A 24,310-nucleotide genomic window follows, 5' to 3' on the forward strand; every position below is an offset into this window, starting at 1 on the left:
TGCCCGGTACACATTCCTACGTAATTTTTTGTCAATGAATTCGGTGCTTTCCAGCACAAAATTGATTAGCATGATGATATTCACTTACTTCACTTATTCCTTTTATGTCCCCTACACCTTCTCAGGATGGTTTGCCTGTTCCGCAGCGTTATGGCGCCATTATTACTATTGCATTAGGTATCATGATGGCGGTGCTGGATGGCGCTATTGCCAACGTAGCCCTGCCGACCATTGCACGTGAACTCAATGCCAGTCCCGCTGAATCCATCTGGATTGTCAACGCCTACCAGATTGCGATTGTTATCTCGCTGCTCTCACTCTCTTTTATCGGAGATATGCTGGGCTACCGCCGTGTTTACCAGGTTGGGCTAGGACTGTTTATTGCCACATCGCTGTTTTGCGCCCTCTCCTCTTCACTGAATATGTTGACCGTGGCGCGCATCCTGCAAGGATTTGGTGGTGCGGCCCTGATGAGCGTTAACACTGCATTGATCCGCATTATCTATCCTCAACGCTTCCTGGGCCGGGGAATGGCGATCAACTCGCTGATCGTTGCCGTCTCCAGTGCTGCTGGCCCCACTGTCGCCGCCGCGATTCTCTCCATCGCCAGTTGGAAGTGGCTATTTTTAATTAACATTCCGCTCGGTATCGTGGCGCTATGGCTGGCACTGCGCTTCCTGCCAGATAACACCCAGAAATCAAAGCAACAGAAGTTCGACGTGCCGAGCGCCGTCATGAATGCACTGTTCTTCGGCTTGCTGATTTCCGCGTTGAGCGGCTTTTCGCAAGGTCAGGATGGCTGGTTGATTCTGGGCGAAATCGTGGCGTTAGTGCTGGTAGGCGTAGTATTTGTTCGTCGCCAATTGTCGATGCCTGTGCCGCTGTTACCCGTCGACCTTTTACGTATCCCAATCTTTTCGCTCTCACTGTGCACCTCTATTTGCTCTTTCTGCGCACAAATGTTGGCGATGGTTTCGCTACCGTTCTTCTTACAAAACGTACTCGGCCGGGATGAAGTGGCAACGGGCTTACTGCTCACGCCATGGCCACTGGCTACCATGGTGCTGGCGCCGATTGCCGGTCGTTTAATTGAGAAGTTCCACGCGGGTTTACTGGGTGGAATGGGGCTGGCGATGTTTGCCGCAGGTTTGTTCCTGCTGGCGCTGCTGCCAACCCATCCTACCGATCTGGATATTATCTGGCGCATGATGCTGTGTGGTGCCGGTTTCGGTCTGTTCCAGTCGCCCAACAATCACACCATTATTTCTTCCGCCCCGCGTAATCGCAGTGGCGGCGCCAGTGGCATGCTGGGAACAGCGCGCCTGGTAGGACAGAGCAGTGGTGCAGCCTTGGTGGCACTGATGTTCAACCTGTTTAATGACAGCGGCACCCACGCTTCACTGGTCCTCGCCGGCAGTTTTGCCACCGTTGCCGCAGTGGTCAGTATGGCGCGCATGACCCAATCACGCGCCGTCAGCGACGCGTAAACAACAAGGGCGCCATCAGGCGCCCTTGTTAATTCATTATGCGATTACTTCAGATAATCACCGTTACGCAGCGCTTCAATACGCTTATCGAGCGGTGGATGCGACATAAATAGCTCGCTCAGTGATTTGCTCTTACCGTTGATGCAGAATGCCATCATGCTGCTCGGCTCCTGCGGCTCATAACTGGTTTTCAAACGCTGTAGTGCAGCAATCATCTTCTCGCGGCCAACCAGTTTGGCTGATCCTGCGTCAGCGTGGAATTCACGGTGACGTGAGAACCACATGGTGATGATACTGGCAAGAATACCGAACACCAGTTCAAGCACGGTGGCGACCGCAAAGTACACCAGCGGGTTACCGTTACTGCTCTCTTCACCATCACGGTTACCAGACAAGAAGCCCGAGGCCACCTGCGCGATAATACGCGAAATGAAGATGACGAAGGTGTTCACCACACCCTGAATCAGCGTCATGGTGATCATGTCACCGTTGGCGATGTGGGCCATCTCGTGAGCCAGTACCGCTTCCGCTTCATCGCGGCTCATGTTTTGCAGCAAACCGGTCGAGACCGCCACTAGCGAAGCATCACGACGTGCACCAGTGGCAAAAGCGTTAATATCTGGCGCGTGGTAAATCGCGACCTGCGGCATCGCAACGCCGGACTGTTGAGCCTGGCGGCTGACGGTATCCATCAGCCAGCGTTCTGTCTCGTTGCGGGGTTGTTCTATCACTTCACCGCCAACGGAGCGCAACGCCATCCACTTGGACATCAGCAGTGAAACAAACGCACCGCCAAAGCCAAACAGACCTGCCATAATCATCAGACCCTGAACACTGCTTGACTGGATTCCTGTCAGACTCAGAATCAGTCCGAATACCAACATCACCGCCAGGTTGGTGACCAGGAAAAGCGCAATACGCATCATAAACGTTAATCTTCCTCAGTTGTGCTCGCGCTTATGCGCGGATATACATCCTATGTCCATTCCGCAGCATTTCAAGCAACCTTAATCTTTAAGTGTCTAAAAAGACATAACTTTACATTTGGTAATGCCGTCAGCAAATTCACTCATTAGTCACCGTGAACACTGATTCTCTCGCAAAAAAAAGCACCGCCGAAGCGGTGCTTTTCAATCAGTAGGCGATTACTTTGCCTCTGCTGCGGCTGGTTGAGATTTCTCCAGCTGCGCCATGTCATTGGCAATTTTCACGGTTTCGTCCAGATACGGGTCTGGCTCTTTATAGTCTTTCGGAAGATCGTCGAGGCTCTTCAGCGGTGCTTTGCCTTCAGCCTGATAGCGTGCGTTGATACGCTCCAGACGCAGTGCATCATCTTCGTGATTCTCTTTCTCACGCTGGGCGAGATTGAGTGACACGATATTGCGTTTGTCTTTCATCGCATCGAAGCGCGCAATATCTTTCATGATGTACTGGAACTCACGATCTTTCGCGATGCGATCCGCGTGCTCTTTGGTCAGTTGCGGTACCAGGGCTGCAATATCACCGGTTTTGGTGTAAGTCGCCGCGTTCACGCTATCCCATGGCAAGGCGTTGTCTTCAAACTTCTCGCCCGTTTCAGCCGCTTCCACACCCGTCGGCATCAGCAGGTCAGGCGTTACGCCTTTACGCTGAGTACTGCCACCGTTAATGCGGTAGAACTTTTGAATCGTGTACTGTACCGACCCCAATGCAGGCCACTCTGGACGCAGCATCTGATCGTAAATACGATTCAGTGAACGATACTGCTGCACCGTACCTTTACCAAAGGTTGGCTCACCGACAATCAGTGCGCGGCCATAATCCTGCATGGCAGCAGCAAAAATTTCAGAGGCTGATGCACTGAAACGATCGACCAATACCACCAGTGGGCCTTTGTAATAAACGATACCATCGTTATCACTGTCCTGACGCACGCGACCATTGTTGTCACGCACCTGCACGACCGGACCACTTGGGATAAACAGGCCAGAGAGGGATACCGCTTCGGTCAATGCGCCGCCACCGTTGGTACGCAGATCAATCACGATACTGTCGACGTTTTGCTTCTGCAGTTTTTGCAACTGCACTTTAACATCGTCAGTCAGGCCCACGTAGAAGCCTGGAATATCCAGCACGCCGACCTTTTCTTTACCGACGTTGTGCACTGTGCCTTTAACCGCACGGTCTTCCAGACGGATCTTCTCGCGCGTCAGCGTCACGATACGGGTTTTGGTCCCCTTACCCGCCGGCAAAATCTCAAGGCGTACTTTACTACCTTTCGGTCCCTTGATTTTGGAAACCACGTCATCCAGACGCCAGCCAATCACATCTTCCATTGGCTTGCCTGGCTGGGCAACACCGACGATGCGATCGCCCACGCTGATGGATTTGCTCTTCGCTGCCGGACCACCGGCAACCATAGAGTTGATGACCGTGTAATCATCGTCCATCTGCAGCACCGCACCAATACCTTCAAGTGACAGGCTCATCTCGGTATTGAACTGTTCGGTATTGCGTGGCGACAGGTAGTTAGTGTGCGGGTCGATTTCGTGCGCGAAGGCAGTCATTGCCAGCTGGAACACGTCTTCGCTGTTGCTCTGTGCCAGGCGGCGGATAGCAAAGTTGTAACGCTTGGTCAGCGTTTCACGAATCTCTTTGTCATCTTTGCCAGCCAGTTTCAGGCTCAGCTCATCATATTTAACTTTGGCATCCCACAGCGCATTTAACTCATCGGTACTTTTTGGCCATGGCGATTTTGAACGGTCAATGTCAATGGTGTCATTGCCGGTGAAATTCATTGGGCGGTTCAGCACGCTCAGCGCGTATTGATAGCGCTCAAAACGGCGTTTCTGCGCCAGATTGTAGAGATCGTAAAATACATCCAGCTTGCCGCTGCGGAATTCATCGCCAAGAGTGGTTTTCTTATCGGCGAATTGTGCAACGTCCGAGGCCAGCAACACATTATGGTTGTAGTCGAGCAGATTCAGGTAGCGATCGAAAATTTTCGCGGAAAAATCCTGATTCAAATCGAACTGACGATAATGCGAGCGGGTGAAACGCGAGGTCACGCGCTCACTGACGGTAGGATGCTGTGGATCTTCATGTAACTGCGGAATCTGGTCGGCGCGGGTAATGTTATCTGCGCCAAAGGTGGGGCCTGCTAACAGCAGGCCCGCGATCATACCGATCTTTAAAATGTTGTTCATGCCGAGGTCAGCCTCCGTTTCAGAACTGCAAGTGTTCTGCGCGCACAATCATTGCCATGCCGGAAGCGAGTTGCACCCGAACGCCATCCTTGGTGATTTCAAGAATGGTGGCGTCCATTGCACTTTTCCCTGCTTTAACTTTGATGTTCTGGCCGAGTTGCAAAGTTGAGGTGTCAGTGACAGGTTTCGCTTGCGGCTGGCGCGGTGCAGCATTACGTTCAGCAGCTGGACGCGGAGCCTGGGGACGCGGCTTACGCGGGGCTTCGCCTTCAGCGGCTTTACGCGGTGCAGGTTTACGCGGGCGACGTTCAGCGGTTTCTTCACCGGCTTCACGCTTCTTCGCTCTCTGCTGATCACGTTGTGCCTGAACGCGCGCTTTAGCTTCTTCTAATTGCTTGCGCGCGTGCTCTACGTGTTGCTCATCCAGCACGCCACAGGCATTGCCATCAAGATCGACACGATTTGCACCGGCTTTAATGCCGTAAAGGTAACGCCAGCTAGAGGTATAAAGACGCAAGGCCGAACGCAGTTGCGTCTTGCTCAGGCTGTTTTCACCCTGAACGCGCTCGACCAGATCCTGGAAGATACCGACTTTGAGCGGACGCGCTTCGCCTTCGGCGCTAAAGCATTGCGGAAAACGTTCCGCCAAAAAGGCGATAACTTCTTTACTGCTATTCAACTTAGGTTGATTTTCCATGAAATTTCCTGATTACTACGGGTTTGCCGACCAGAGCAGGCATGAACAGGCGACATTATAATGACAACATCGCCAAATGCTATGTGATCCAGTCGATTAGCTACGCGTCATCTGAAGAAATTTTTCGATGTCGCTGCCCGCCAGCACTTCACAAAGCCCGTCGGTAAGGGCCACCAGCCCCGTTTCGTCCTCACTATCGAAGCGAGAAAAAACCGTACTATCAATGTCCAAGACACCCACTAAGGTGCCATTTACTTTCAGAGGAATCACGATTTCCGCGTTGCTGGCCGCGTCACAAGCGATATGGCCTGGGAACGCATGCACATCTTCAACGAGCTGAACTTTATCCTCTGCAATCGCTGTGCCACATACCCCTTTGCCTACCGGAATACGCACACAGGCGATTTTGCCCTGGAACGGGCCCAACACCAGCGTGTTGGGTTCGGTCAGCAAATAGAATCCTGCCCAGTTTACACCTTCCAGACGTTCAAACAGCAGCGCACTGCAATTGCCCAGCGCCGCAAGGAAAGAGGTTTCGCCCGCTAATAGTGCGCGAACATCACGATTCAAATCCTCGTAAAAGTCTTTTTTGTTCATTGTTTAACCATAACTCGTCACTGTCGTGACCCTGTTGTCACTCAGTTGTTAAAATAAGCACTAATAATCCAACCCCATAAGGTGAATCATTGTGTTAGTTACTATACCCTTAGCAGTCGGTGGTTAAGAATTTTCTCGGACCACAGAATGTTGCAGGCAGATTGCTCTGCTCAGCTTGCCGGTAACCGTAACGAACGATGGGCCACTTGCGTCACCTATGAAAATTCACGCTATCAGCCAGACGTTGCCCCACGCACGTTATCAGCGTTGTCCGCAATGCGATACCCTTTTTTCCTTACCGGATGTTAAATCGCATCAGGCAGCGCATTGCCCGCGCTGTCATGCACAAATTCAAAGCGGCCGCGACTGGTCAATGACACGACTGACCGTGATGGCCGTGACCATGATGGTGTTAATGCCTTTCGCCTTCAGTCTCCCGTTGGTGGATATTCGCCTGCTGGGTATGCGCATTAATGCCAGCCTGCTCGAAGGCGTGATTCAGATGGCACAGCAAGGCAATACGCTTACAGCGTCCATGGTCGCGTTCTGCACTATCGGTGCACCGGTAACCTTGGTGGCGGGCATCTGCTATCTATGGATTGGCCATGCGCTGGGCATGAATTTGCGCCCTGTCCTGCTGATGCTGGATAAGCTGAAAGAGTGGGTGATGCTGGATATCTATCTGGTCGGTGTGGCGGTGGCGTCTATAAAGGTGCAGGATTACGCCGCGCTGGAAGTGGGCTACGGCTTGGTCGCCTACATCGTGCTCACGGTATTGAGTTTGTTGACCCTTATCCATCTCAATGTTGAACAACTGTGGGAACACTACTATCCGCAAGCAGTGCCGACGTCTTCCCCTGAAGAATGGCAGGTGTGTCTGAATTGCCATCATACCGGGGTGGCGGATGAACGCGGGCGCTGCACGCGTTGCCATACGCCACTGGATTTTCGCCGTCGCCACAGCTTGCAGAAATCTTGGGCCGCCCTGATCGCCTCTATTGTGTTGCTGATTCCCGCCAACCTGTTGCCGATTTCAGTGGTCTATGTCAATGGCGCACGCCGTGAAGACACCATCTTCTCTGGAATTCTTGGCCTCGCCTCCGGCAATGTGCCTGTGGCAGCGGTGGTCTTTATCGCAAGTATTCTGGTGCCCTTTACCAAGGTTTTAGTGATGCTGACGTTGCTCATCAGCATCCATTTCAAGTGTGAACAGGGCTTGAAAACACGCATCCGCCTGCTACGTGCCATCACATGGGTGGGACGCTGGTCGATGCTGGACCTGTTCGTGATTGCGCTTACCATGTCACTGGTTAACCGCGATCAGCTATTAGCTTTTACCATGGGACCTGCCGCGTTCTATTTTGGCGCAGCAGTCATCCTGACCATTATGGCTGTTGAGTGGCTTGATAGCCGCCTGATCTGGGATGCACATGCAACAGGAAACGCCGACTACACCGACTAGCGCAAATCTGCGTAACAAACGCAAGATTTCGCCGTTCTGGTTATTGCCCATTATCGCCCTGCTGATTGCTGGCTGGCTGTTATGGACCAATTATCAGGAGCGCGGTACCACTATTACCATTAACTTCCAGACGGCGGACGGCATCGTGCCGGGCCGAACGCCAATTCGCTATCAGGGCGTAGAAGTGGGGACTGTGCAGGGCATCGTATTGAGCGATGACTATCACAGCATCCAGATCAAGGCCAGCATCAAGAGCGACATGCGTGATGCGCTGAAAGATAACACTCAGTTCTGGCTGGTCACGCCAAAGGCCTCACTGGCGGGGGTTTCTGGGCTGGATGCGTTGGTTGGCGGTAACTATATCGGTATGATGCCGGGAGGCGGGAACCCGCGTGAGCATTTCACCGCGCTGGATACCCAGCCCAAATACCGCGTCAACACCGGCGAACTGCTGATCCACCTCCACTCACCTGATCTGGGTTCACTCAATACCGGTTCGCTGGTCTATTATCGTAAAATTCCGGTGGGTCGAGTCTATGACTACAGCATTAACGGCAACACCGATGGCGTGACCGTCGATGTGCTGATCGAACGTCGCTTCGTCAACCTGGTGAAAAAGCAGAGTCGTTTCTGGAACGTCTCCGGCGTGGATGCCGATATCAGCCTGAGCGGTGCCAAAGTGAAACTGGAGAGCCTTGCGGCCTTGGTCAATGGCGCCATTGCCTTTGACTCCCCGGATGAGGGTCAGCAGGCCAATAGTGATGAAAACTATCAGCTTTATCCTGACCTCGCGCGCAGCCAGCGCGGGGTGCAAATCAGCCTGGATTTGCCCAGCGGAGATAACCTCAAAGCCGATAGCACCCCACTGATGTATCAAGGCCTTGAGGTCGGTACCTTAACCAAACTCAATCTGCTACCGGGCGGTAAAGTCACGGGCGAGTTGACGGTCGATCCTTCCGTCACCGGTTTAATGCGCAGCGGTACGCGAATTGAAATGCGTGCGCCTAAGTTGAGCCTGACTGACACCAATCTCAGCAGCCTACTGACCGGCAACACTTTTGAACTGGTTCCTGGTGAAGGGCCCGCACAGGATCACTTCACCGTGTTACCGGCGAGTGAATCCCTGCTGCAGAAACCGGATGTGCTCACCGTACAGCTCAGCGCACCTGAAACTTATGGCATCGATGCGGGCCAGCCAGTCATGTTGTATGGCATGAAGATCGGCCAGATTATTTCGCGTCAGTTGGATGAAAACGGCATCAGTTTCGCCGTGGCGATCAACCCGGAATATCGCCATCTGGTGCACGCTGACAGCAAATTCATCGTCAACAGCCGTTTAGACGTGAAGTTCGGCCTTGATGGCATGCAGGTGCTGGGTGCCAGCGCGCGGGAATGGGTGGATGGCGGCATTCGTCTGGTGCCGGGTGCCAAAGGTAACCCTTCCACGCGCTATCCTCTCTATGCCGATGCTGAACGGGCGCAGGAAGGTATTATTGGCGATCAGCCAGCGACGACTTTAAAACTTACGGCCAGCAGCTTGCCAGACGTACAGGCAGGTTCCGTGGTGCTGTATCGCAAGTTCCAGGTCGGTGAGGTTGTGGATGTAGTGCCGCGTGCTGATGCGTTTGAGATTTCCGTCCATATTGAGCCGCAATATCGCAAGTTACTCACCAGCGAAAGCGTATTCTGGGCAGAGGGCGGCGCAAAAGTGCAGTTGAATGGCAGCGGCCTGACGGTGCAAGCTTCTCCGCTTAACCGCGCACTCAAAGGCGCCATCAGCTTCGATAACCTGACCGGCGCGCAGGCGGCGAAAGGCGTGAAACGCGTGCTTTACGCTTCAGAGACCGCTGCCCGTGCGGTGGGTAGCCAGATCACGCTGCACACCTTCGATGCCAGTAAACTGGCGGCGGGCATGCCCATCCGCTATCTCGGCATCAATGTCGGTCAAGTTGAGTCGCTGGCGTTGAGTAAGGACAATAATCAGGTGGTGGCGAAAGCCGTACTTTATCCAGAGTATGTGCAAGATTTCGCGCGCGTCGGCAGCCGTTTCTCGGTGGTCGCACCAGAAATCTCGCCAGCGGGTGTCAACCATCTGGAGACGCTGTTGCAGCCTTACCTTAACGTGGATCCCGGTAAAGGCGCGCAGGCACGTACCTTCGAGTTGCAGGAAAGCACCATTACCGATTCGCGTTACCTTAATGGCCTCAATATCTACGTGGATGCCACCGAAGCCGGTTCGCTGTCGCTGGGAACACCGGTGCTGTTCCGTGGTGTAGAAGTCGGCACCGTCACCGGCACATCACTGGGTAACATGGCCGACCGCGTGCAAATAGCGCTGCGCATCAGCAAGAAATACCAGCATCTGGTGCGTAACAACTCGGTGTTCTGGCTGGCGTCTGGATACAACCTCGACTTTGGCCTGATAGGCGGCGTGGTGAAAACCGGCACATTCCAGCAGTTCATTCGTGGTGGCATCCAGTTCGCCACGCCTCCAACTGTGCCACTGGCACCGCAGGCAGGCGCAGACAAGCACTTCCTGTTGCAGGATGAAGCGCCGAAAGAGTGGCGTAGTTGGGGAACAGCCATTCCGGACCCTAATTAACCAATCGGGCAGCCTACGGGCTGCCCGTTTTACTTGCACGTGTTACACTTCGCGCTCGATTTGTTACCCCGGTAGATGCCCGTGTCCGAACGCTTTCCTGAAGACTTCCTTGCGCTGATGCGCGCCAGCCTCGCTGATGAGGACGAACTACAACGCTTTTTGGCCATCAGCCAGCAACCGCTACGACGCAGCCTGCGCGTGAACACCCTTAAAATCAGTGTTGAGGCATTTCTGGCACGCACGGCGCATTACGGTTGGCGTTTGACGCCGGTTCCTTGGTGTGCTGAGGGATTCTGGATTGAGCGTGACGATGAATCGTTGCCACTGGGCAGCGTGGCGGAGCATCTCAGCGGTTTGTTCTACATTCAGGAAGCCAGCTCAATGCTGCCCGTCACGGCGCTGTTTGACGCGGCACCAGGCGCACGTCAGGTCATGGATGTGGCAGCCGCCCCCGGCTCCAAAACCACGCAAATGGCTGCGCTGATGCAAAATGAAGGCGCGATTCTCGCCAATGAGTATTCGGCAAGTCGTGTAAAAGTGCTGCATGCCAATATCAGCCGATGTGGGGTGAGTAACGTCGCGCTGACCCACTTTGATGGCCGCGTGTTTGGCGCTGCTTTGCCAGAACAGTTTGATGCCATTCTGCTGGATGCCCCTTGCTCTGGCGAGGGAGTGGTGAGAAAAGACGCCGATGCACTGCGCAACTGGACGCTAGAGAGTACGGAAGATATCGCTGCAACCCAACGGGACCTGATCGAAAGTGCTTTCCATGCATTACAACCTGGCGGCACCTTGATCTACTCCACCTGTACGCTGAATCAGATTGAGAATCAGCAAGTGATTGCCTGGTTACAGCAACGCTACCCGGATGCAGTGGAAATTCTGCCATTGGATGGCTTGTTTGTCGGTGCTGAACAAGCATTGACCCCAGAAGGCTTTCTGCACGTCTTCCCGCAAATCTTCGACAGTGAAGGCTTCTTCGTTGCTCGCCTGCGCAAAACGGCCAGCATCCCGGCCTTGCCAGCACCGACGTATAAAGTGGGTAAACTGCCCTTCTCGCCTGTTAGCCGCAAGCTTTCAGCCGAAGTGCAGCAAGCCGCAGCCAAAGTCGGTATACAGTGGGATGATAATCACAAGCTGTGGGAGCGAGATAAAGAGTTGTGGCTGTTCCCTGCCGCGCTGGAGAGCTGGCTTGGCAGAGTGCGTTTCTCACGCATTGGACTGAAGCTGGCTGAGACCTTCCCAAAAGGCTATCGCTGGCAACATGAAGCGGTAGTAGCGCTCACCCAGCCTGGCAGCGCGTTAGATTTCGAACTTACCGAAACCGAAGCGGAAAGTTGGTATCGCGGTCAGGATATTCGTCCTGAGACGCTACCAACACGCGATGAAATCATCGTTACCTACCAGCAACAGCCGCTGGGGTTGGCGAAGAAGGTCAGCAACCGCATTAAAAACAGCTATCCCCGCGAACTGGTGCGCGATGGACGTCTGTTCCGTTAATCTTTACTGAAGCCGAACCAGCGTTAAGCGATTACCGAATACTGCACCGGTATCGATATAGTGCTGGTTCGCGACGTTCAATGGCTGTTCCAGCGGCGTGTGACCAAAATAGAAATCGCTGGCACCCTCTATACTGGCTGATGTGCCGCGATGATGGCGACCAAGGCGATCTCGACTCCATACTACCTGATGCCAGTCGACATCCTGACCCAGTTCATAATGGCTGGCCGGATAATCGGCATGGGCAATCACCACCACCCGATCCGCGAGTTCAATGTGTAGGATCAACGGTAAATCCGCGCAGCGCTTTAGCGCATGGCGTGCCGCAATGAGCTCTGCACCCTTCAGCTGCCAGAACCAATCACCGCCATTCATCATCCATAGCATGGGGTCTTGCCCCTCAAGCGCCGAGAGCGCCATCTGCTCGTGGTTGCCTCGAACACAACGGAACCACGGCTCCTGAAGCAACTGCAAACAACCGGGGCTGTCTGGCCCACGGTCGATAAGGTCCCCCACTGACAGCAATAAATCATGCTCTTTATCGAAATCATGCAGGATGAGTTGCGAATCCAGTTGTGCGCGGCAACCGTGTAGGTCACCGACGACCCAAATGTTACGCCACGTTTTGGCACTCAGCGTTTGGTAAAACATGTAATCTTTCCCGGTTGACTGGAAGTTTAGTAAACCCGGCATAAAGTATAGTCCGGTGAGGTGAAGCCAAGGGAGGGAACAGCGTGAGCAGCCGTAAACAATTTATAGGGGTGTTAGTCTTTATATTCCTTGGCAGCCTACTGCTACTGGAATCGCTTGCGCGCTTGGTGCATTTGCTGTTTGTTGGGTAGCGGCGGTTTGCTTCGATAAGTAAGATGGCAGGAAGATTTTCATCAGGGCTGCATCCTTACAGCCCTGATGAAAGTCCCGTCCGGCGCTTATCTCCGGCGCTCATTGAAGGCGTTAGCTCTGTGCGGGACGGCAACGACCTTACCAAGTAAGACAATTCCGAACAAGATAAATGATATTAAATATCATTATCATTCGTGTTATTTACACTTTCCTTACAGTTGAAGTTCAAATCTGTGCTACTCCTCTGCTCCCGCACCCTCAGTCACTTGCTCGCCTTTTGCTTGACTAAACTAGAAGTGAAGTGATTTTTAAAGGAGCAAGTGAATGAAAGACTATTACAAGATTGACCTTGAAGTTTTTATGACTAATAACGCGGATCTTATTAGGGAGATTAAAAGCAAAGCGCCTGTTTATGCCGACGGGTTGGGCTTGGAGGTTGTGCAATATATTAATCGTGAGGTTAAACAAGCTCACCTGGATTATATCGAAAGCCTCGGCGTGCGCGATCCTTATGAATACTACATCTCACAGCATGAAGAGGATGGTTACCTGGCGGATCAGCTGATCGCTCAGCATCGTGCTGTACTGCATCCGGCATCCTAGGCTGTTGATTTGCCACACAACCCGTGTGGCAAAGATCGCGGTTTACCGCGAGAGCAAGAAGATAGCCAGCAGGAAAAGTACCCATAGCCCAGCAAAGGTGGCGAATCCCACGCGCGGGGTTTTCGCCCGACCCACTACCACACCAATGAAGATACACAGCAGCGTTAAGGTGCCAATCATTACCCAGAGAAGATATTGCGCATTTGCCATGAAGAATCCTTATTTACCGGCAATAAAACGATGCGCATTCTTATACCATTTTTCCAGCACGCTGACTGCTACAAAATGACCGCATATTCAGTGCTGGCTTGGGTTCATTAAACCGCTGAATGATTGCAACGCACGGTTTTTAACTGCTCTAACTCAGATAACCGCGCAGCGGCATGTTTGTTGGCGCTGGCCTTGGCGATGCCGTTACCAATGCCAAAATCGCCGATAAAGCCAATAACCGTTAGAGCATCAAACTCGCCGGTTTTGTCGATCTGTTGCTGTACGCTGTGGGTTTTGGCGATCTCCTGCTCAACTGCCGCGCAGTTATAGGTTTGCGCTTCTTCGTTACTGACTTTAGGAGACTGTGGATATTGTTTCAGTGCGCAACCAGAAAGAAGCACTAGCGCGATAAGTAGGCTGGCAGGTTTAAACATCTTATGACTCTCTTTTAGGCCGGTACGGCTAGTCGTTTAGCTGTGAGGAAATGTAGCATGTGAGGCGTCGCGCGATTGAGGGAATAACAGGCTGGATTTCGGGCAATTCAGGTAAAGATGGAGTAAGGATGTGTCGGTTAAGGTGGCGATTTTCCTTTCGAAGTTAATTGTCTTGGTTGAGTTTGGACACTACTGCTTTAGCATTTTCCCTTGATATGTTGAATTATTCTCGTACAGTTTGGTATTAGTGCGGGCCAGAGCACCTCTGCAGCTGCCGGGCTGTCCTCGCGCCGCTTCGCGGTGCCTTCAGCTGCAACGTCGTGCCGGCCGGAACGTTCGGGTACGGCCGTCCTGGCCTACCCGAACTGCCTGTCGCATCCCTGCGCCTGGCTCCTGGCACAACGTCTTCGCCTCTGCACTGCGAATAGCCCTTGCAGCAGCAGAGGCGCTATGGCCTCAAACACTGTGCCCTTTGTGGCAGTAAAAGCGCTATCGTCTTCACTCTTTTGCTCTTTCCAACAGCGTATACGGATGCTAGCAAGCAGGCTTGTGACGCTCTGGGGCTGGCATTTCGCAGCGCTGAACAGAATGAGGAAGCCAGGAGAGCCAGCATGGATGCTGGCGAAAGGTGCAGCCGGGACAGGGAAAGTCCCGTCTGCACCGGTCCGTCAGGCGGACGAGTGAAGTGAAGGTACCGCGTCAGCGGCGCGAGGACAGCCAGCCCCAGAGCGGCACCAGACTGCGTTTTCACCACATGGTTAATTGGCAATAATTACAACGTTAAAGCGGGATATGTATGCTCATAATTATGAATACAATGTTATTCCGACCAGGCTATCATTTCATCGAGTCGTCTGAAGATGTCTGGAAAATAGCGTTCATTAATACCGAATTCACCTTTAACCTGGACACTGTCAGCATGAGATTCCGGGCGAAGTATATATTCAATTATCACAATGTCATCGCCCTCCACTTTCCTAAGCAGCATATTCAACTGGTTAAGATCGCTACGAAAATTGAAAGGTTTAATCTCCCGCTGAACCTTCACTGCTTCATAAAATGAAGCAAAGTGTTCACGCAGTTCTTTTAACTCACCAACAGTAAATTCAGTTTGAAACTGTACCTTAACCCCATTGACTGAAAGCTCCACGAAGGACTTAATCCAGTCCCACAGGTGATTAACCGGATCGGCTTCCTCATCAACGACACGTTCCAAGGGAGAGACCGCGAAAACGAACTCTTCATTTCTGATATCAAACATGTTTACTTTCCTGCCGATTAATCAAAATATTTTTTATTACCAATGAATTTATTTTTATAAATTATAAGCATAAAAAAAGACCCAATACGATTCCTGTATCGGGTCCAGGGAAATGGCTCTTTGAGAGCCGTGCGCTAAAAGTTGGCATTTTTGAAGGCGACTTCTCGCCTTGCCTTTTAAAGGTAGTTCAGGATCGATTATTTTCCAGCCAACCGCGAGGCCAGAGAGGGGAAGCTGCCAACTCTGTGATCGTGCTGGCACATCGGAGAAGCAAGCGTAGCGGCAAAATTGTGCGCTACGCCCGCATTTTGGCGTGATTACTTACCGCACAGCTGCTGCGCACGATCAACGATCGGCTGCAGGCTCATTTTCTGACCTGGATGCGCTTTGTCTTCCGCCACGATGGTATCAATCGATTGCAGCGTCCCTTTGCCCGCGTCGGCACGTGCCTGGGCTTTATCGTTAAGTGGATACTGCAACAGTGTGCTCGGGTTGATAGCAAACAGCGAACCGTCTTTCTCGCAGGTCAGCATCACTTCTTCACGCGTGAAGGGCCACTTGTCTTTACCGATCTCAAAACGACTGACGGTAATAATCTGCGCGGCCATTGCCTGGCTGCACAGCGCCATCAGAATGCAAGCTGGAATGAATTTCTTCAGCAAAATATCGACCTCATTTTTTCTTTCATCACGATTCAGGCCGGCGACAACGTGGCAAACACGCTGACCAGTCCGACAACAACAACTGCCAGCAGCAGCTCAAGCTGCGTCAGGCGAATAAAGTTCTGTAGTGCCTGGCTACCAGCAATGCGAAAGCGCGGCACCAGGTAGTAGCGATTGATGAGTGCAATGCCTACCATCATCATCACTAACATCACCTTCATGACTAACATTGCACTCCAGAGCGTGGCAGGCCAGCTCAGTGGTGAACCTGCAATCAACCAGCTGTTGATCACGCCGGTTAGAAGAGCCAGCGCAACGGCCAAGTGCCCATAACGCGAAAAGCGCATCATGCAACGAATCGCATCCGTGCGGAAAGCAATCTGGCGAGCTTCACGCATCAATATTAACAGCGGATACAGGCCACCGGTCCAGAACGCTGCGGCAATCAAATGAAGTGCATGGTTACTCTGTTGCAGCAAACCCGGCAGGCCGTCACGCATAGCAGCGTGCCCTACTCCGGCTAACGCAATAAGTTGCAGTAGTCCACTCACCAATAAAATCTGCTGACGCAGTATGCCACGCAACAGCAATGCCAGCATGCTGACCAGTGCGAAGGCCAGTTCCCAGCGCCAGATAGCGCCGAAGCGGGTGCTCAACACGGCTTGCCAGGTTTCGACATCGCTGACATTGCGCCAGTCGCCGCTCATCAAACCGGTTTGCGTCGCCAGCATCAACAGTGCACTGATCAGACTCAGTAGCGCTGTAGTCACTAAAATTCGATGTAAACGTTGTGCCAGCACCGGACGATAGCGCCGCGGTGCCAGCAGAGCCGTATAGAACGCACTGCCCGCCAGCAACAGCACGGCAAGAAAATGCAGGGCGCGCAGCGCAATCCACAACGTACTCAAGCCCATTGGTTACTTCACGCTGAACGCGTAGCTTCCCTTGGTTTTATGACCATCAACGGACAGCACATGCCAGTTCACCTGGTATTGACCGGAAGGAAGTGGCTTGCTGATAGGGACAATCAGTTGATCGTGCTGCTTATCATTCAGCTTGGCCTTTTCCACTGCTACCGGCTGGTTTTGCGCATTCAGCACTTCCACACCGCTAAAGGCCGGTTCGACATCTTCAGTGAAAGTCAGGGTTAAATTCTGTGGGGAACCCTCAACCAACGCCTTATCCGCGGGTACTGGGGTTTTGAGGTGGGCGTGCGCCAGTGCAAACTGACTGAAAGCTAACGCAGATGACGCCAGTAACAGCGCCACAACTCGGTTTAACGCAGTTTTCTTCATCACTTCTTCCCTTTTGGATGCGGCCAAGCGCCGTCAACGTGGCAGCAGGATACGCCGCTGCTTAAAGCGTGTCGAGACTTGCGGTGCGATCCAATTTCCTTGATCCGTAAAGGGGAAACCATTACTTTGCCCCTGTTTATCAGGAGAAATGCATGAGCCAAAACCTTGCCCTGCTGTCGCAGGAAGAGAAAGACAAAGTGAACGTCGATCTGGCCGCCGCCGGTGTGGCTTTTAAAGAGCGCTATAACATGCCGGTGATTGCCGAAATGGTCGAGCGCGAGCAGCCTGAAGCGCTGCGTGACTGGTTCCGCCAGCGTTTGATGAGTTATCGTCAGGCATCGTTGAGCCTCTCTCGCCTGCCCTATGAACCCAAACAGAAGTAATTAATTTATGTTACGCGTTATCGATACCGAAACTTGTGGTTTGCAAGGCGGCGTGGTCGAAGTGGCCTCGGTGGATGTGATCAACGGTCAGATAGTGAATCCTATGAGCGATTTGATCTGCCCGGATCGCCCCATTAGCCGTCAGGCGATGGCGGTACATCGCATCACTGAAGCCATGGTTGCCGATAAACCTACCATTGAAGAAGCGATTGGCCGCTATCACGGCAGCCCGCATTACGTGGCGCACAATGCCAGCTTTGATCGTCGGATGCTGCCCATCATGCCCGGTGAATGGATCTGCACCATGACGCTGGCTCGCCAACTGTGGCCCGGTATTAAATACGGTAACCAGGCACTGCGCCACAGCCTGAAGCTGGATGTCACGCCACCGAGTGAATTGCATGCTCACCGTGCGCTCTATGACTGCTACGTCACTGCTGCACTGTTGATTCGCATCATGGAAACATCAGGTTGGAGCGCCAGTGAGATGGTCAGTCGTTGCCAGCCTGCGGAAGTCAGCGGCGACGTCTTCCCGTTTGGTAAGTATCGCGGACAGAGTATTGGCAGTATTGCTCGTAAAGATCCTGGCTACTTACGTTGGGTGCTGGAAAACGTGCGCGATTTGCGCCCGCCGTTGCGGCAGGCGCTGCGCAAGTATGTTAAGAGCGATCAATAATCGATGCGGTCTGGCAAGCTCCCCTGCGCCAGACCAATCAGGAAGGTAAACTCCTGCGCGACACCTTCATAGGCTTTGAAGCGGCCTGATTTACCCCCGTGGCCGGAATCCATCTCGGTGCACAGTAACAACAGCGTGTCGTTGGTTTTTAACTCGCGCAGTTTTGCTACCCACTTGGCCGGTTCCCAATACTGTACCTGGGAATCGTGCAAACCGGTGGTCACCAGCAGATGCGGATAGCCCTTGGCTTCAATGTTGTCATACGGGCTGTACTGACGAATGATGTGGTAATACTCCTCCTGTTCCGGATTACCCCATTCATCATATTCGCCCGTGGTGAGCGGTATGGAGGGGTCGAGCATAGTGGTGACCACATCGACAAACGGCACTTGCGCCACCACGCCATGGAACAATGCTGGCGCGAGGTTGATCACACCGCCCATCAACAACCCACCTGCACTGCCGCCCATCGCATAAAGCTGCTGCGGATTGCCATAGCCTTTCGCCACCAGCGCTTCGGTCACATCAATAAAATCGGTGAAGCTGTTCATCTTGTGCTTTAAGCGACCATCGTCATACCACTGCTGTCCCAGCTCGCCGCCGCCACGCACATGAATGATGGCGTAGACGAAACCGCGTTCTAGCAAGCTAATACGACTGGTACCGAAACTGGCGTCCATACTGCTGCCGTACGCACCATAGCCGTATGCCAGTAACGGATTGCTGCCTGGCTTAAAATGTTTGCGGTGATAAACCAGCGAAACGGGGACTTCAGTGCCATCACGCACCGTAATCCAGTGGTGCTCGCTTTTGTAGTCGTCGGAGGTGAAACCCGGTACGGGCGTTTGTTTTAGAACTCGGCGATCCCCGGTTTCCATATTGAGTTCAAACAACGTGGTTGGCGTCGTCATGGATGAGTAGCCGTAGCGCAGGGTATCGCTCTCCGGCGAAGGGTTGTACGCCAGCCAGGTGACATAAGCAGGATCGTCAAAAGCTATCCCGATGCTTTCCCCGCTTTCCCAGTTGATCTGCCGTAGCGTGTTGACGCCACGCTGGCGCTCTTCCACCACCAGCCAATGGCGGAACAGCTGAAAATCTTCCAGTACCACGTTATCACGCGCCGGAATCAACGCCTGCCAGCGATTTTCCGCCAGCCAGGCACTGCGGTACAGGCCGAAGTTTTTACCATCACGATTGGAGCGGATATAGAAATGATGATCGTAGTGATCGATGCTGTATTCATGGTCGCGACGGCGGGGACAAAATACCTGCGGCTGCGCATCGGGATACTCAGCGTCAATCAGCTGAATCTCGCTGGTAGTGGTGCTGTACATGGCAATCAGAATGAAGTGCTCTGACGTAGTTTTATGCACGCTGAGATGGAAACTCTCATCCTTCTCTTCATACACTAGTTGATCATCAGATTGTGGATGGCCCAGCTCATGACGCCATACTTGGTAAGCTAACAGTGTTTTCGGGTGCTTACGCACATAATAAAGCGTACGTGAGTCGTTCGCCCATGCCACGCTGGATGAGGCGTCGCTCAGCACTTCAGGATACCAACTGCCACTCTGCAGATTGCGGAAGCGGATACCATATTGACGACGTGAAAGAAAATCCTCCGCGAGCGCCATCACCTGGTTGTCGGGGGTAATGGCCAGCGCGCCCATGGTATAGAAATCGCTGTGCGATGCTCGCTGGTTCCCATCGATCAGCAATTGCCAGGGTTCATCAGCAGGTGCGTCCACCGATTGGCGAAAATAGATCGGATATTCATTACCCACTTCATAACGACTTTGGTAGCGGTAGCCGTTCTTCACATAAGGCACCGAATGATCCTGTGCAGGTATGCGGTCAATGATCTCTTTGAGTACCCGCTGCTGTAAATCGTCTTGCGAGGCCATCATCGCCTTGCCGTAGGCGTTCTCGGCATGGAGATGATCCAGCACCTCAGGATTTTCACGATCGTCATCGCGCAGCCAATAGTAGTTATCGATGCGCGTTTCACCGTGCAAATTCATGACATGGGGGATTTTTTTCGCTTGTGGCTGATTCATTGTGGCTCCTGTCCCTGAAAAACAACATTCAGCAAGCGTGGCACTTATCACGCGGGAAGCCAAGCACCAGCGCACATGATGTGTAACGAAGGGAGCGCTTTTTGCTGCGTTCCCTTTTGTGCCACCATCAGCGCAGTAGATTGGCTGGAAAATCTGCTGGTAGTTCATTCGCCGCGCAGGCAATCACTTCGTCGTTATCCGCGCCGCAATCGCGCACCAAGGTGATAGTGGCAAATTCGTCAATAACTTCAGTGGGATACGCAGGACCGGCCTCCCGATAGCGGTTCATCTCATCAAGGTGTTGATTCTGGAAGCATACGGTCTGCTGAGGATTATTCATCACCCAGCGAGGGAAGAAGATTGTGCCGTGGAACAGCCTGTCACCGAGGTTTGCGATTAAACTCACGTCAGTACCGGTGGGTTCTGTCCATGAGACTTTATAGACCTCTTTGGCGACTCGCACGATGTAAACATGCTGATCCTTCACCCAACGGTTGCCCACCATCCCACTGTGAATACGGTAATCAACAGTGTCGGCATTTTTGATGTACAGCTCATAATTCCAGCCATTGTCATAGGTGTAGATCAGGTGTTTACCGATGAATCCAGCCAAATCATCTTTATCGAAAGTGTTCATAATGTGTTCTCCTTTGGTCTGAATGCAGATTACTCCTTCACTTACCTGATGAATAACGCTATGTTTCGATAAAATTCATTCATTAATTCGATGGTATGCATAAATCTACGCTTGAACAATGGGGCCTGCTGGATGAGGTGGTGCGACATGGCAGTTTCGCCAACGCAGCTGAAGCGAACCATCGAAGCCAATCCTCGGTGAGTTACAATCTTGCCATGTTGCAGGAGCGGCTGGGGGTCACATTGTTGGAAACGCAGGGACGCCGAACGGTGCTAACCCCTGCAGGAGAGGAACTACTCGCACAAGTTCGGCCGCTCTTAAAAGCCTTTTACACGCTGGAGAAACGGGCAATTGCGATACAGAATGGTGAACGTAGCCGCATTGAACTCGTTGTAGACAGTATCTTGCCGCGCGAAAACCTGTTCAGCGTATTGCGAGAATTTCAGCGTCGCTATCCACGCACACAGGTGAATGTCACAGAGGTGTTGGAAACGCAGGTGCCGGATAGCGACCACGCTGATGTGCTGGTATTGAGTCAGCGCCAGCCCGGATCAGGCCGTGGCGAGTGGTTGATGAATGTCGATTTTGTCGCAGTTGCACACCATGCTCATCCACTGTTGCAACAGGATGGCGTCATCAGCGCGGAGCAGTTAGCCGCGTATCCGTTGATTCGCATCGCCGACAGCCAGCATTTCAGCGTGCTGCAAGAACGCAACCATGGAGAAGTATGGTCCTGCTCAACCATTGAAGCCGCGATTGAAGCCGTGACACATCAGGTTGGTTTCGGCTGGCTGCCGGAAACACGTATTCAGGCGGCTTTAGCGGCAGGCACTCTCAAAGTACTGCCGCTACAACAGGGCGTTCGCCGTGCCACCGCGTTGCATTTACTCATCAACAACCACATCATCGTGATTGATGCGTCATTGCAGACGTTGCTCAATTTGCTGCGAGAGCAAAGCTGGCACTAGGTTATGCGGCTTTCTCGCTTTCAATATCGCGCTGAATCCCCTCACGCACGTCCTGTGGAATCTTTAAGGCATCACCCAGCGCGGACAGATAGCTGCGTTCCATGAAGTGATCCACATCGATAGCAGCACAGCTCAGGAAATAGAGTTCCAAAGCTTCCTCTTCGTTTTTGACATCCGCCGCCAACCAGTGTGGATCGAGAGGACGATTCATCGCTTGTTGGATCAATGCTTCTGCCTGCGCACCATAACCAGCTTGATGAATGTTTTGCTCTATCGCTGCACGTTCACTTTCATCAATGTGACCATCACTTTTGGCCGCGAACACTAATGCCGTCACCAATCGCTCCGCGCGCTGATCGACCGGTGTCTGCAATTGACCAAAACCGGGTTCATCCTGATGGGTTTCACGCACACGCTGCTTGTACTTGTTCCACAGCACCGCGCCTGCGGCGGCCCCTCCACCGACCAGCAACGCTTTGCCGCCGTACTTGGTCAACAGCTTACGGGTGGATTTGCTGGCCACCAATAATCCAGCCAGCCCACCAAGCGCGCCGGGGGCCAGCATATCGCTCAAACCACCCGATTTCCCCTCACCACCCTTTTTCGTCAGCACCGATTGAATCTGCTGTAGCCAATTACTCATCGTTTAACTCCCGTTTAGATTTTCGCTCTCCATGCTGCCGTAGCTTGTGTCAGGTAACGTCAGAGCGGGCAAAGTATGGCAAACCTGATTCAGTGGAATGCGTGAGTACGCAAACGTTTTCGTATATACTGCGCGCGCATTTTGACTGCTAAGGTGAAATTATGACGACTCTCGGAACCGCGCTGCGCCCTGCCGCAACGCGAGTGATGCTGTTAGGCTCAGGCGAATTGGGCAAAGAAGTGGCGCTGGAGTGTCAGCGTCTGGGTGTAGAAGTGATCGCGGTGGATCGTTATGCCGATGCACCCGCGATGCACGTTGCCCATCGCAGCCATGTGATCAATATGCTGGACGGCGATGCGCTGGCCGCGTTAATCGCACTGGAGAAGCCGCACTTCGTGGTGCCGGAAATCGAAGCGATTGCGACCGAAAAACTGCTGGAACTGGAAGTTCAGGGCCAGAAAGTGGTGCCAACCGCCCGTGCTGCACGTCTGACCATGAACCGTGAAGGTATTCGTCGTCTGGCGGCGGAAGAGTTGTCTTTACCTACCTCGACCTATCAGTTTGCCGATAGCAAAGAGAACTTTGTCGCGGCTGCACATGATATTGGTTTCCCGTGCATCGTTAAGCCGGTGATGAGTTCCTCCGGCAAAGGTCAGAGTTTCATTCGTGAAGCAGGCCAGTTGGACAAAGCCTGGGATTACGCACAACAAGGCGGACGTGCCGGTGCGGGTCGAGTGATCGTGGAAGGCGTGGTGAAGTTTGATTTTGAAATCACCCTGCTGACGATTAGCGCGGTCGATGGCATTCACTTCTGTGCACCTATTGGTCATCGTCAGGAAGATGGCGATTATCGTGAATCCTGGCAGCCACAGCAGATGACGGAATTAGCTCTGCAACGCGCACAAGATATCGCCGCCAAGGTGGTTAAAGCATTGGGTGGTTATGGACTGTTTGGTGTTGAGCTGTTTGTGTGTGGTGATGAAGTGGTGTTCAGTGAAGTCTCACCGCGTCCACATGATACCGGCATGGTGACATTGATCTCTCAGGATCTGTCTGAGTTTGCGCTGCATGTGCGCGCCTTCCTCGGCCTGCCTGTTGGTGGAATTCGTCAGTATGGTCCGGCAGCGTCAGCGGTGATTCTGCCACAGCTCGATAGCCAAAACGTGCAGTTCGTGAACATCGAAGCCGCTTTGGGTGCTGGCCTGCAACTGCGTCTGTTCGGGAAGCCAGAGATTGCCGGTCAACGTCGCCTTGGTGTAGCGCTGGCAACCGGTGACAATACCGATGAGGCTATTGCACGTGCCGTGGCGAGTGCCGCAGCGGTGAAAGTGGAAGGTTAAGCCCCTCACCTGCCCTTGGCCTGTAAAGGGCATCTTATAGCTTTTAAGGGCGGTCTTCAGGCCGCCCTTACCTTATTCTCATTCGATCGAAGCTTTACTTCGCCCCTTCAACCGCTTCACGTGCCAGACGTGTAATGCGATCCCAGTCGCCGCTTTCCAGCGCATCGTTCGGCACCAGCCACGAACCACCAATGCACAGCACGCTTTTCAGCGCCAGATAGTCACGATAGTTGGCCGGAGAAATCCCGCCGGTTGGGCAGAAGCGCACCTGAGGGAAAGGACCCCCAATCGCTGACAAGGCTTTGACTCCGCCATTGGCTTCAGCCGGGAAGAATTTGAACTCACGCAGGCCATAATCCATACCTAACATCAGTTCGGAAACGGTGCTGATGCCGGGAATCAGTGGCACGGAGCCTTCAACTGCCGCTTTCAACAAGGGTTCCGTCAAACCTGGGCTGATGACGAACTGCGCACCGGCATCGGTGACTTCTTTCAACTGCTGAGTATTAATTACGGTGCCCGCACCTACAATCGCTTCCGGCACTTCTTTGATCATCGCACGCAATGCATCCATGGCCACTGGTGTACGCAATGTCACTTCCAGCACGCGCACACCACCGGCCACCAGCGCTTTCGCCATCGGCACCGCGTGTTCCAGTTTGTTGACTACGATCACCGGTACAACGGGGCCCGTTGTCATGATCTGTTCAGCACTTGTTTTCCAGTTCTTCATCACGTTTCCTTGGTTGCTTCAGCTAGGCTTCGCCA

The 24,310-nt window shown here is 53.0% G+C and carries 24 protein-coding genes; 9 read left to right on the top strand and 15 right to left on the bottom strand.

The window, feature by feature from the left end; translation table 11 throughout:
* The first annotated feature begins 104 nt into the window (after positions 1-104).
* Positions 105-1,487: an MFS transporter gene (locus F3J38_RS11345; RefSeq protein ID WP_167138395.1), complete on the top strand. Its 1,383-nt coding sequence runs from the start codon at positions 105-107 to the stop codon at positions 1,485-1,487.
* A 44-nt stretch (positions 1,488-1,531) separates the two neighbouring features.
* Here F3J38_RS11345 and htpX read toward each other — a convergent pair whose 3' ends face one another.
* The 4 genes from htpX to msrC all read right to left on the bottom strand — a co-directional run bounded on the left by htpX (position 1,532) and on the right by msrC (position 5,966).
* Positions 1,532-2,413, bottom strand: coding sequence for a protease HtpX (gene htpX, locus F3J38_RS11350; RefSeq protein ID WP_167138397.1), 882 nt, complete (start codon positions 2,411-2,413; stop codon positions 1,532-1,534).
* 219 nt (positions 2,414-2,632) lie between these two features.
* Complete coding sequence (prc, locus tag F3J38_RS11355; RefSeq protein ID WP_167138399.1) at positions 2,633-4,672, bottom strand: carboxy terminal-processing peptidase; 2,040 nt, start codon at positions 4,670-4,672, stop codon at positions 2,633-2,635.
* Positions 4,673-4,691: 19 nt separating this feature from the next.
* Positions 4,692-5,369 carry an RNA chaperone ProQ gene (gene proQ, locus F3J38_RS11360; protein WP_167138401.1) on the bottom strand — a complete coding sequence of 226 codons (678 nt, stop codon included), beginning with the start codon at positions 5,367-5,369 and terminating at the stop codon, positions 4,692-4,694.
* A gap of 96 nt (positions 5,370-5,465) precedes the next feature.
* Positions 5,466-5,966, bottom strand: a complete 501-nt coding sequence (gene msrC, locus F3J38_RS11365; RefSeq protein ID WP_167138403.1) for a free L-methionine (R)-S-oxide reductase MsrC — start codon at positions 5,964-5,966, stop codon at positions 5,466-5,468.
* Between the two features lie 217 nt (positions 5,967-6,183).
* Between msrC and yebS the strand changes: the two genes are divergently transcribed.
* The 3 genes from yebS to rsmF all read left to right on the top strand — a co-directional run bounded on the left by yebS (position 6,184) and on the right by rsmF (position 11,530).
* The gene (yebS, locus tag F3J38_RS11370; RefSeq protein WP_167138405.1) at positions 6,184-7,428 is read left to right on the top strand and encodes a membrane integrity lipid transport subunit YebS; all 1,245 of its coding nucleotides are present in this window, start codon (positions 6,184-6,186) and stop codon (positions 7,426-7,428) included.
* Complete coding sequence (locus F3J38_RS11375; protein WP_167138407.1) at positions 7,397-10,030, top strand: PqiB family protein; 2,634 nt, start codon at positions 7,397-7,399, stop codon at positions 10,028-10,030. The genes yebS and F3J38_RS11375 overlap by 32 nt, the downstream gene beginning before the upstream one ends.
* Positions 10,031-10,105: 75 nt before the next feature.
* Complete coding sequence (rsmF, locus tag F3J38_RS11380; RefSeq protein WP_167138409.1) at positions 10,106-11,530, top strand: 16S rRNA (cytosine(1407)-C(5))-methyltransferase RsmF; 1,425 nt, start codon at positions 10,106-10,108, stop codon at positions 11,528-11,530.
* A gap of 3 nt (positions 11,531-11,533) precedes the next feature.
* Here the strand turns inward: rsmF and F3J38_RS11385 are convergent, their stop codons facing one another.
* Entirely contained in the window at positions 11,534-12,181 is a 648-nt protein-coding gene (locus tag F3J38_RS11385; RefSeq protein ID WP_167138411.1) for a metallophosphoesterase, read from the bottom strand.
* Between the two features lie 516 nt (positions 12,182-12,697).
* Here F3J38_RS11385 and F3J38_RS11390 point away from each other — a divergent pair.
* On the top strand, positions 12,698-12,976 hold the full coding sequence (locus tag F3J38_RS11390) for a hypothetical protein (RefSeq protein WP_167138413.1): 279 nt from the start codon (positions 12,698-12,700) through the stop codon (positions 12,974-12,976).
* A gap of 42 nt (positions 12,977-13,018) precedes the next feature.
* Here F3J38_RS11390 and F3J38_RS11395 read toward each other — a convergent pair whose 3' ends face one another.
* The 6 genes from F3J38_RS11395 to copC form a co-directional block, all read right to left on the bottom strand.
* Positions 13,019-13,186, bottom strand: coding sequence for a hypothetical protein (locus F3J38_RS11395; protein WP_167138415.1), 168 nt, complete (start codon positions 13,184-13,186; stop codon positions 13,019-13,021).
* Positions 13,187-13,293: 107 nt separating this feature from the next.
* Entirely contained in the window at positions 13,294-13,620 is a 327-nt protein-coding gene (locus F3J38_RS11400; protein ID WP_167138417.1) for a hypothetical protein, read from the bottom strand.
* 820 nt (positions 13,621-14,440) lie between these two features.
* Positions 14,441-14,881, bottom strand: coding sequence for a WapI family immunity protein (locus F3J38_RS11405; RefSeq protein WP_167138419.1), 441 nt, complete (start codon positions 14,879-14,881; stop codon positions 14,441-14,443).
* A gap of 317 nt (positions 14,882-15,198) precedes the next feature.
* Positions 15,199-15,546: a YebY family protein gene (locus F3J38_RS11410; RefSeq protein ID WP_167138859.1), complete on the bottom strand. Its 348-nt coding sequence runs from the start codon at positions 15,544-15,546 to the stop codon at positions 15,199-15,201.
* A 29-nt stretch (positions 15,547-15,575) separates the two neighbouring features.
* On the bottom strand, positions 15,576-16,457 hold the full coding sequence (gene copD, locus F3J38_RS11415) for a copper homeostasis membrane protein CopD (RefSeq protein WP_167138421.1): 882 nt from the start codon (positions 16,455-16,457) through the stop codon (positions 15,576-15,578).
* Between the two features lie 3 nt (positions 16,458-16,460).
* Positions 16,461-16,838 (bottom strand): copper homeostasis periplasmic binding protein CopC, encoded by a 378-nt coding sequence (gene copC / locus F3J38_RS11420; RefSeq protein ID WP_167138423.1) that lies wholly within the window; start codon positions 16,836-16,838, stop codon positions 16,461-16,463.
* 152 nt (positions 16,839-16,990) lie between these two features.
* On the opposite strand from copC, the gene F3J38_RS11425 reads away from it, so the two are divergent.
* Together F3J38_RS11425 and exoX are read left to right on the top strand one after the other, a co-directional pair.
* Positions 16,991-17,221 (top strand): DNA polymerase III subunit theta, encoded by a 231-nt coding sequence (locus F3J38_RS11425; RefSeq protein ID WP_167138425.1) that lies wholly within the window; start codon positions 16,991-16,993, stop codon positions 17,219-17,221.
* Positions 17,222-17,228: 7 nt separating this feature from the next.
* Entirely contained in the window at positions 17,229-17,897 is a 669-nt protein-coding gene (gene exoX / locus F3J38_RS11430) for an exodeoxyribonuclease X (RefSeq protein WP_167138427.1), read from the top strand.
* Here exoX and F3J38_RS11435 read toward each other — a convergent pair.
* Both F3J38_RS11435 and F3J38_RS11440 read right to left on the bottom strand, forming a co-directional pair.
* Positions 17,891-19,954 (bottom strand): prolyl oligopeptidase family serine peptidase, encoded by a 2,064-nt coding sequence (locus F3J38_RS11435; protein ID WP_167138429.1) that lies wholly within the window; start codon positions 19,952-19,954, stop codon positions 17,891-17,893. The genes exoX and F3J38_RS11435 overlap by 7 nt on opposite strands.
* A 127-nt stretch (positions 19,955-20,081) precedes the next feature.
* Complete coding sequence (locus F3J38_RS11440) at positions 20,082-20,594, bottom strand: phenolic acid decarboxylase (protein ID WP_167138861.1); 513 nt, start codon at positions 20,592-20,594, stop codon at positions 20,082-20,084.
* A gap of 92 nt (positions 20,595-20,686) precedes the next feature.
* Between F3J38_RS11440 and F3J38_RS11445 the strand changes: the two genes are divergently transcribed.
* Positions 20,687-21,559 (top strand): LysR family transcriptional regulator, encoded by an 873-nt coding sequence (locus tag F3J38_RS11445; RefSeq protein ID WP_167138431.1) that lies wholly within the window; start codon positions 20,687-20,689, stop codon positions 21,557-21,559.
* 1 nt (position 21,560) lies between these two features.
* Here F3J38_RS11445 and F3J38_RS11450 read toward each other — a convergent pair whose 3' ends face one another.
* Positions 21,561-22,202 carry a tellurite resistance TerB family protein gene (locus tag F3J38_RS11450; protein WP_167138433.1) on the bottom strand — a complete coding sequence of 214 codons (642 nt, stop codon included), beginning with the start codon at positions 22,200-22,202 and terminating at the stop codon, positions 21,561-21,563.
* A 161-nt stretch (positions 22,203-22,363) separates the two neighbouring features.
* Here F3J38_RS11450 and purT point away from each other — a divergent pair, with 161 nt between their 5' ends.
* Positions 22,364-23,542, top strand: a complete 1,179-nt coding sequence (gene purT, locus F3J38_RS11455; protein ID WP_167138435.1) for a formate-dependent phosphoribosylglycinamide formyltransferase — start codon at positions 22,364-22,366, stop codon at positions 23,540-23,542.
* A 94-nt stretch (positions 23,543-23,636) separates the two neighbouring features.
* Here the strand turns inward: purT and F3J38_RS11460 are convergent, their stop codons facing one another.
* Positions 23,637-24,275: a bifunctional 4-hydroxy-2-oxoglutarate aldolase/2-dehydro-3-deoxy-phosphogluconate aldolase gene (locus tag F3J38_RS11460; protein ID WP_167138437.1), complete on the bottom strand. Its 639-nt coding sequence runs from the start codon at positions 24,273-24,275 to the stop codon at positions 23,637-23,639.
* Between the last annotated feature and the right edge of the window lie 35 nt (positions 24,276-24,310).

The sequence above is a fragment of the Candidatus Pantoea formicae genome, assembly GCF_011752625.1.
GTDB classification, from domain to species: domain Bacteria; phylum Pseudomonadota; class Gammaproteobacteria; order Enterobacterales; family Enterobacteriaceae; genus Pantoea; species Pantoea formicae.

What these genes read in the sequence shown, in the direction of transcription:
- F3J38_RS11345 (WP_167138395.1), top strand. Translation starts at nt 105, where the DNA reads ATGTCCCCTACACCTTCTCAGGATGGTTTGCCTGTTCCGCAGCGTTAT.
- htpX (WP_167138397.1), bottom strand. Translation starts at nt 2,413, where the DNA reads ATGATGCGTATTGCGCTTTTCCTGGTCACCAACCTGGCGGTGATGTTG.
- prc (WP_167138399.1), bottom strand. Translation starts at nt 4,672, where the DNA reads ATGAACAACATTTTAAAGATCGGTATGATCGCGGGCCTGCTGTTAGCA.
- proQ (WP_167138401.1), bottom strand. Translation starts at nt 5,369, where the DNA reads ATGGAAAATCAACCTAAGTTGAATAGCAGTAAAGAAGTTATCGCCTTT.
- msrC (WP_167138403.1), bottom strand. Translation starts at nt 5,966, where the DNA reads ATGAACAAAAAAGACTTTTACGAGGATTTGAATCGTGATGTTCGCGCA.
- yebS (WP_167138405.1), top strand. Translation starts at nt 6,184, where the DNA reads ATGAAAATTCACGCTATCAGCCAGACGTTGCCCCACGCACGTTATCAG.
- F3J38_RS11375 (WP_167138407.1), top strand. Translation starts at nt 7,397, where the DNA reads ATGCAACAGGAAACGCCGACTACACCGACTAGCGCAAATCTGCGTAAC.
- rsmF (WP_167138409.1), top strand. Translation starts at nt 10,106, where the DNA reads ATGCCCGTGTCCGAACGCTTTCCTGAAGACTTCCTTGCGCTGATGCGC.
- F3J38_RS11385 (WP_167138411.1), bottom strand. Translation starts at nt 12,181, where the DNA reads ATGTTTTACCAAACGCTGAGTGCCAAAACGTGGCGTAACATTTGGGTC.
- F3J38_RS11390 (WP_167138413.1), top strand. Translation starts at nt 12,698, where the DNA reads ATGAAAGACTATTACAAGATTGACCTTGAAGTTTTTATGACTAATAAC.
- F3J38_RS11395 (WP_167138415.1), bottom strand. Translation starts at nt 13,186, where the DNA reads ATGGCAAATGCGCAATATCTTCTCTGGGTAATGATTGGCACCTTAACG.
- F3J38_RS11400 (WP_167138417.1), bottom strand. Translation starts at nt 13,620, where the DNA reads ATGTTTAAACCTGCCAGCCTACTTATCGCGCTAGTGCTTCTTTCTGGT.
- F3J38_RS11405 (WP_167138419.1), bottom strand. Translation starts at nt 14,881, where the DNA reads ATGTTTGATATCAGAAATGAAGAGTTCGTTTTCGCGGTCTCTCCCTTG.
- copD (WP_167138421.1), bottom strand. Translation starts at nt 16,457, where the DNA reads ATGGGCTTGAGTACGTTGTGGATTGCGCTGCGCGCCCTGCATTTTCTT.
- copC (WP_167138423.1), bottom strand. Translation starts at nt 16,838, where the DNA reads ATGAAGAAAACTGCGTTAAACCGAGTTGTGGCGCTGTTACTGGCGTCA.
- F3J38_RS11425 (WP_167138425.1), top strand. Translation starts at nt 16,991, where the DNA reads ATGAGCCAAAACCTTGCCCTGCTGTCGCAGGAAGAGAAAGACAAAGTG.
- exoX (WP_167138427.1), top strand. Translation starts at nt 17,229, where the DNA reads ATGTTACGCGTTATCGATACCGAAACTTGTGGTTTGCAAGGCGGCGTG.
- F3J38_RS11435 (WP_167138429.1), bottom strand. Translation starts at nt 19,954, where the DNA reads ATGAATCAGCCACAAGCGAAAAAAATCCCCCATGTCATGAATTTGCAC.
- F3J38_RS11445 (WP_167138431.1), top strand. Translation starts at nt 20,687, where the DNA reads ATGCATAAATCTACGCTTGAACAATGGGGCCTGCTGGATGAGGTGGTG.
- F3J38_RS11450 (WP_167138433.1), bottom strand. Translation starts at nt 22,202, where the DNA reads ATGAGTAATTGGCTACAGCAGATTCAATCGGTGCTGACGAAAAAGGGT.
- purT (WP_167138435.1), top strand. Translation starts at nt 22,364, where the DNA reads ATGACGACTCTCGGAACCGCGCTGCGCCCTGCCGCAACGCGAGTGATG.
- F3J38_RS11460 (WP_167138437.1), bottom strand. Translation starts at nt 24,275, where the DNA reads ATGAAGAACTGGAAAACAAGTGCTGAACAGATCATGACAACGGGCCCC.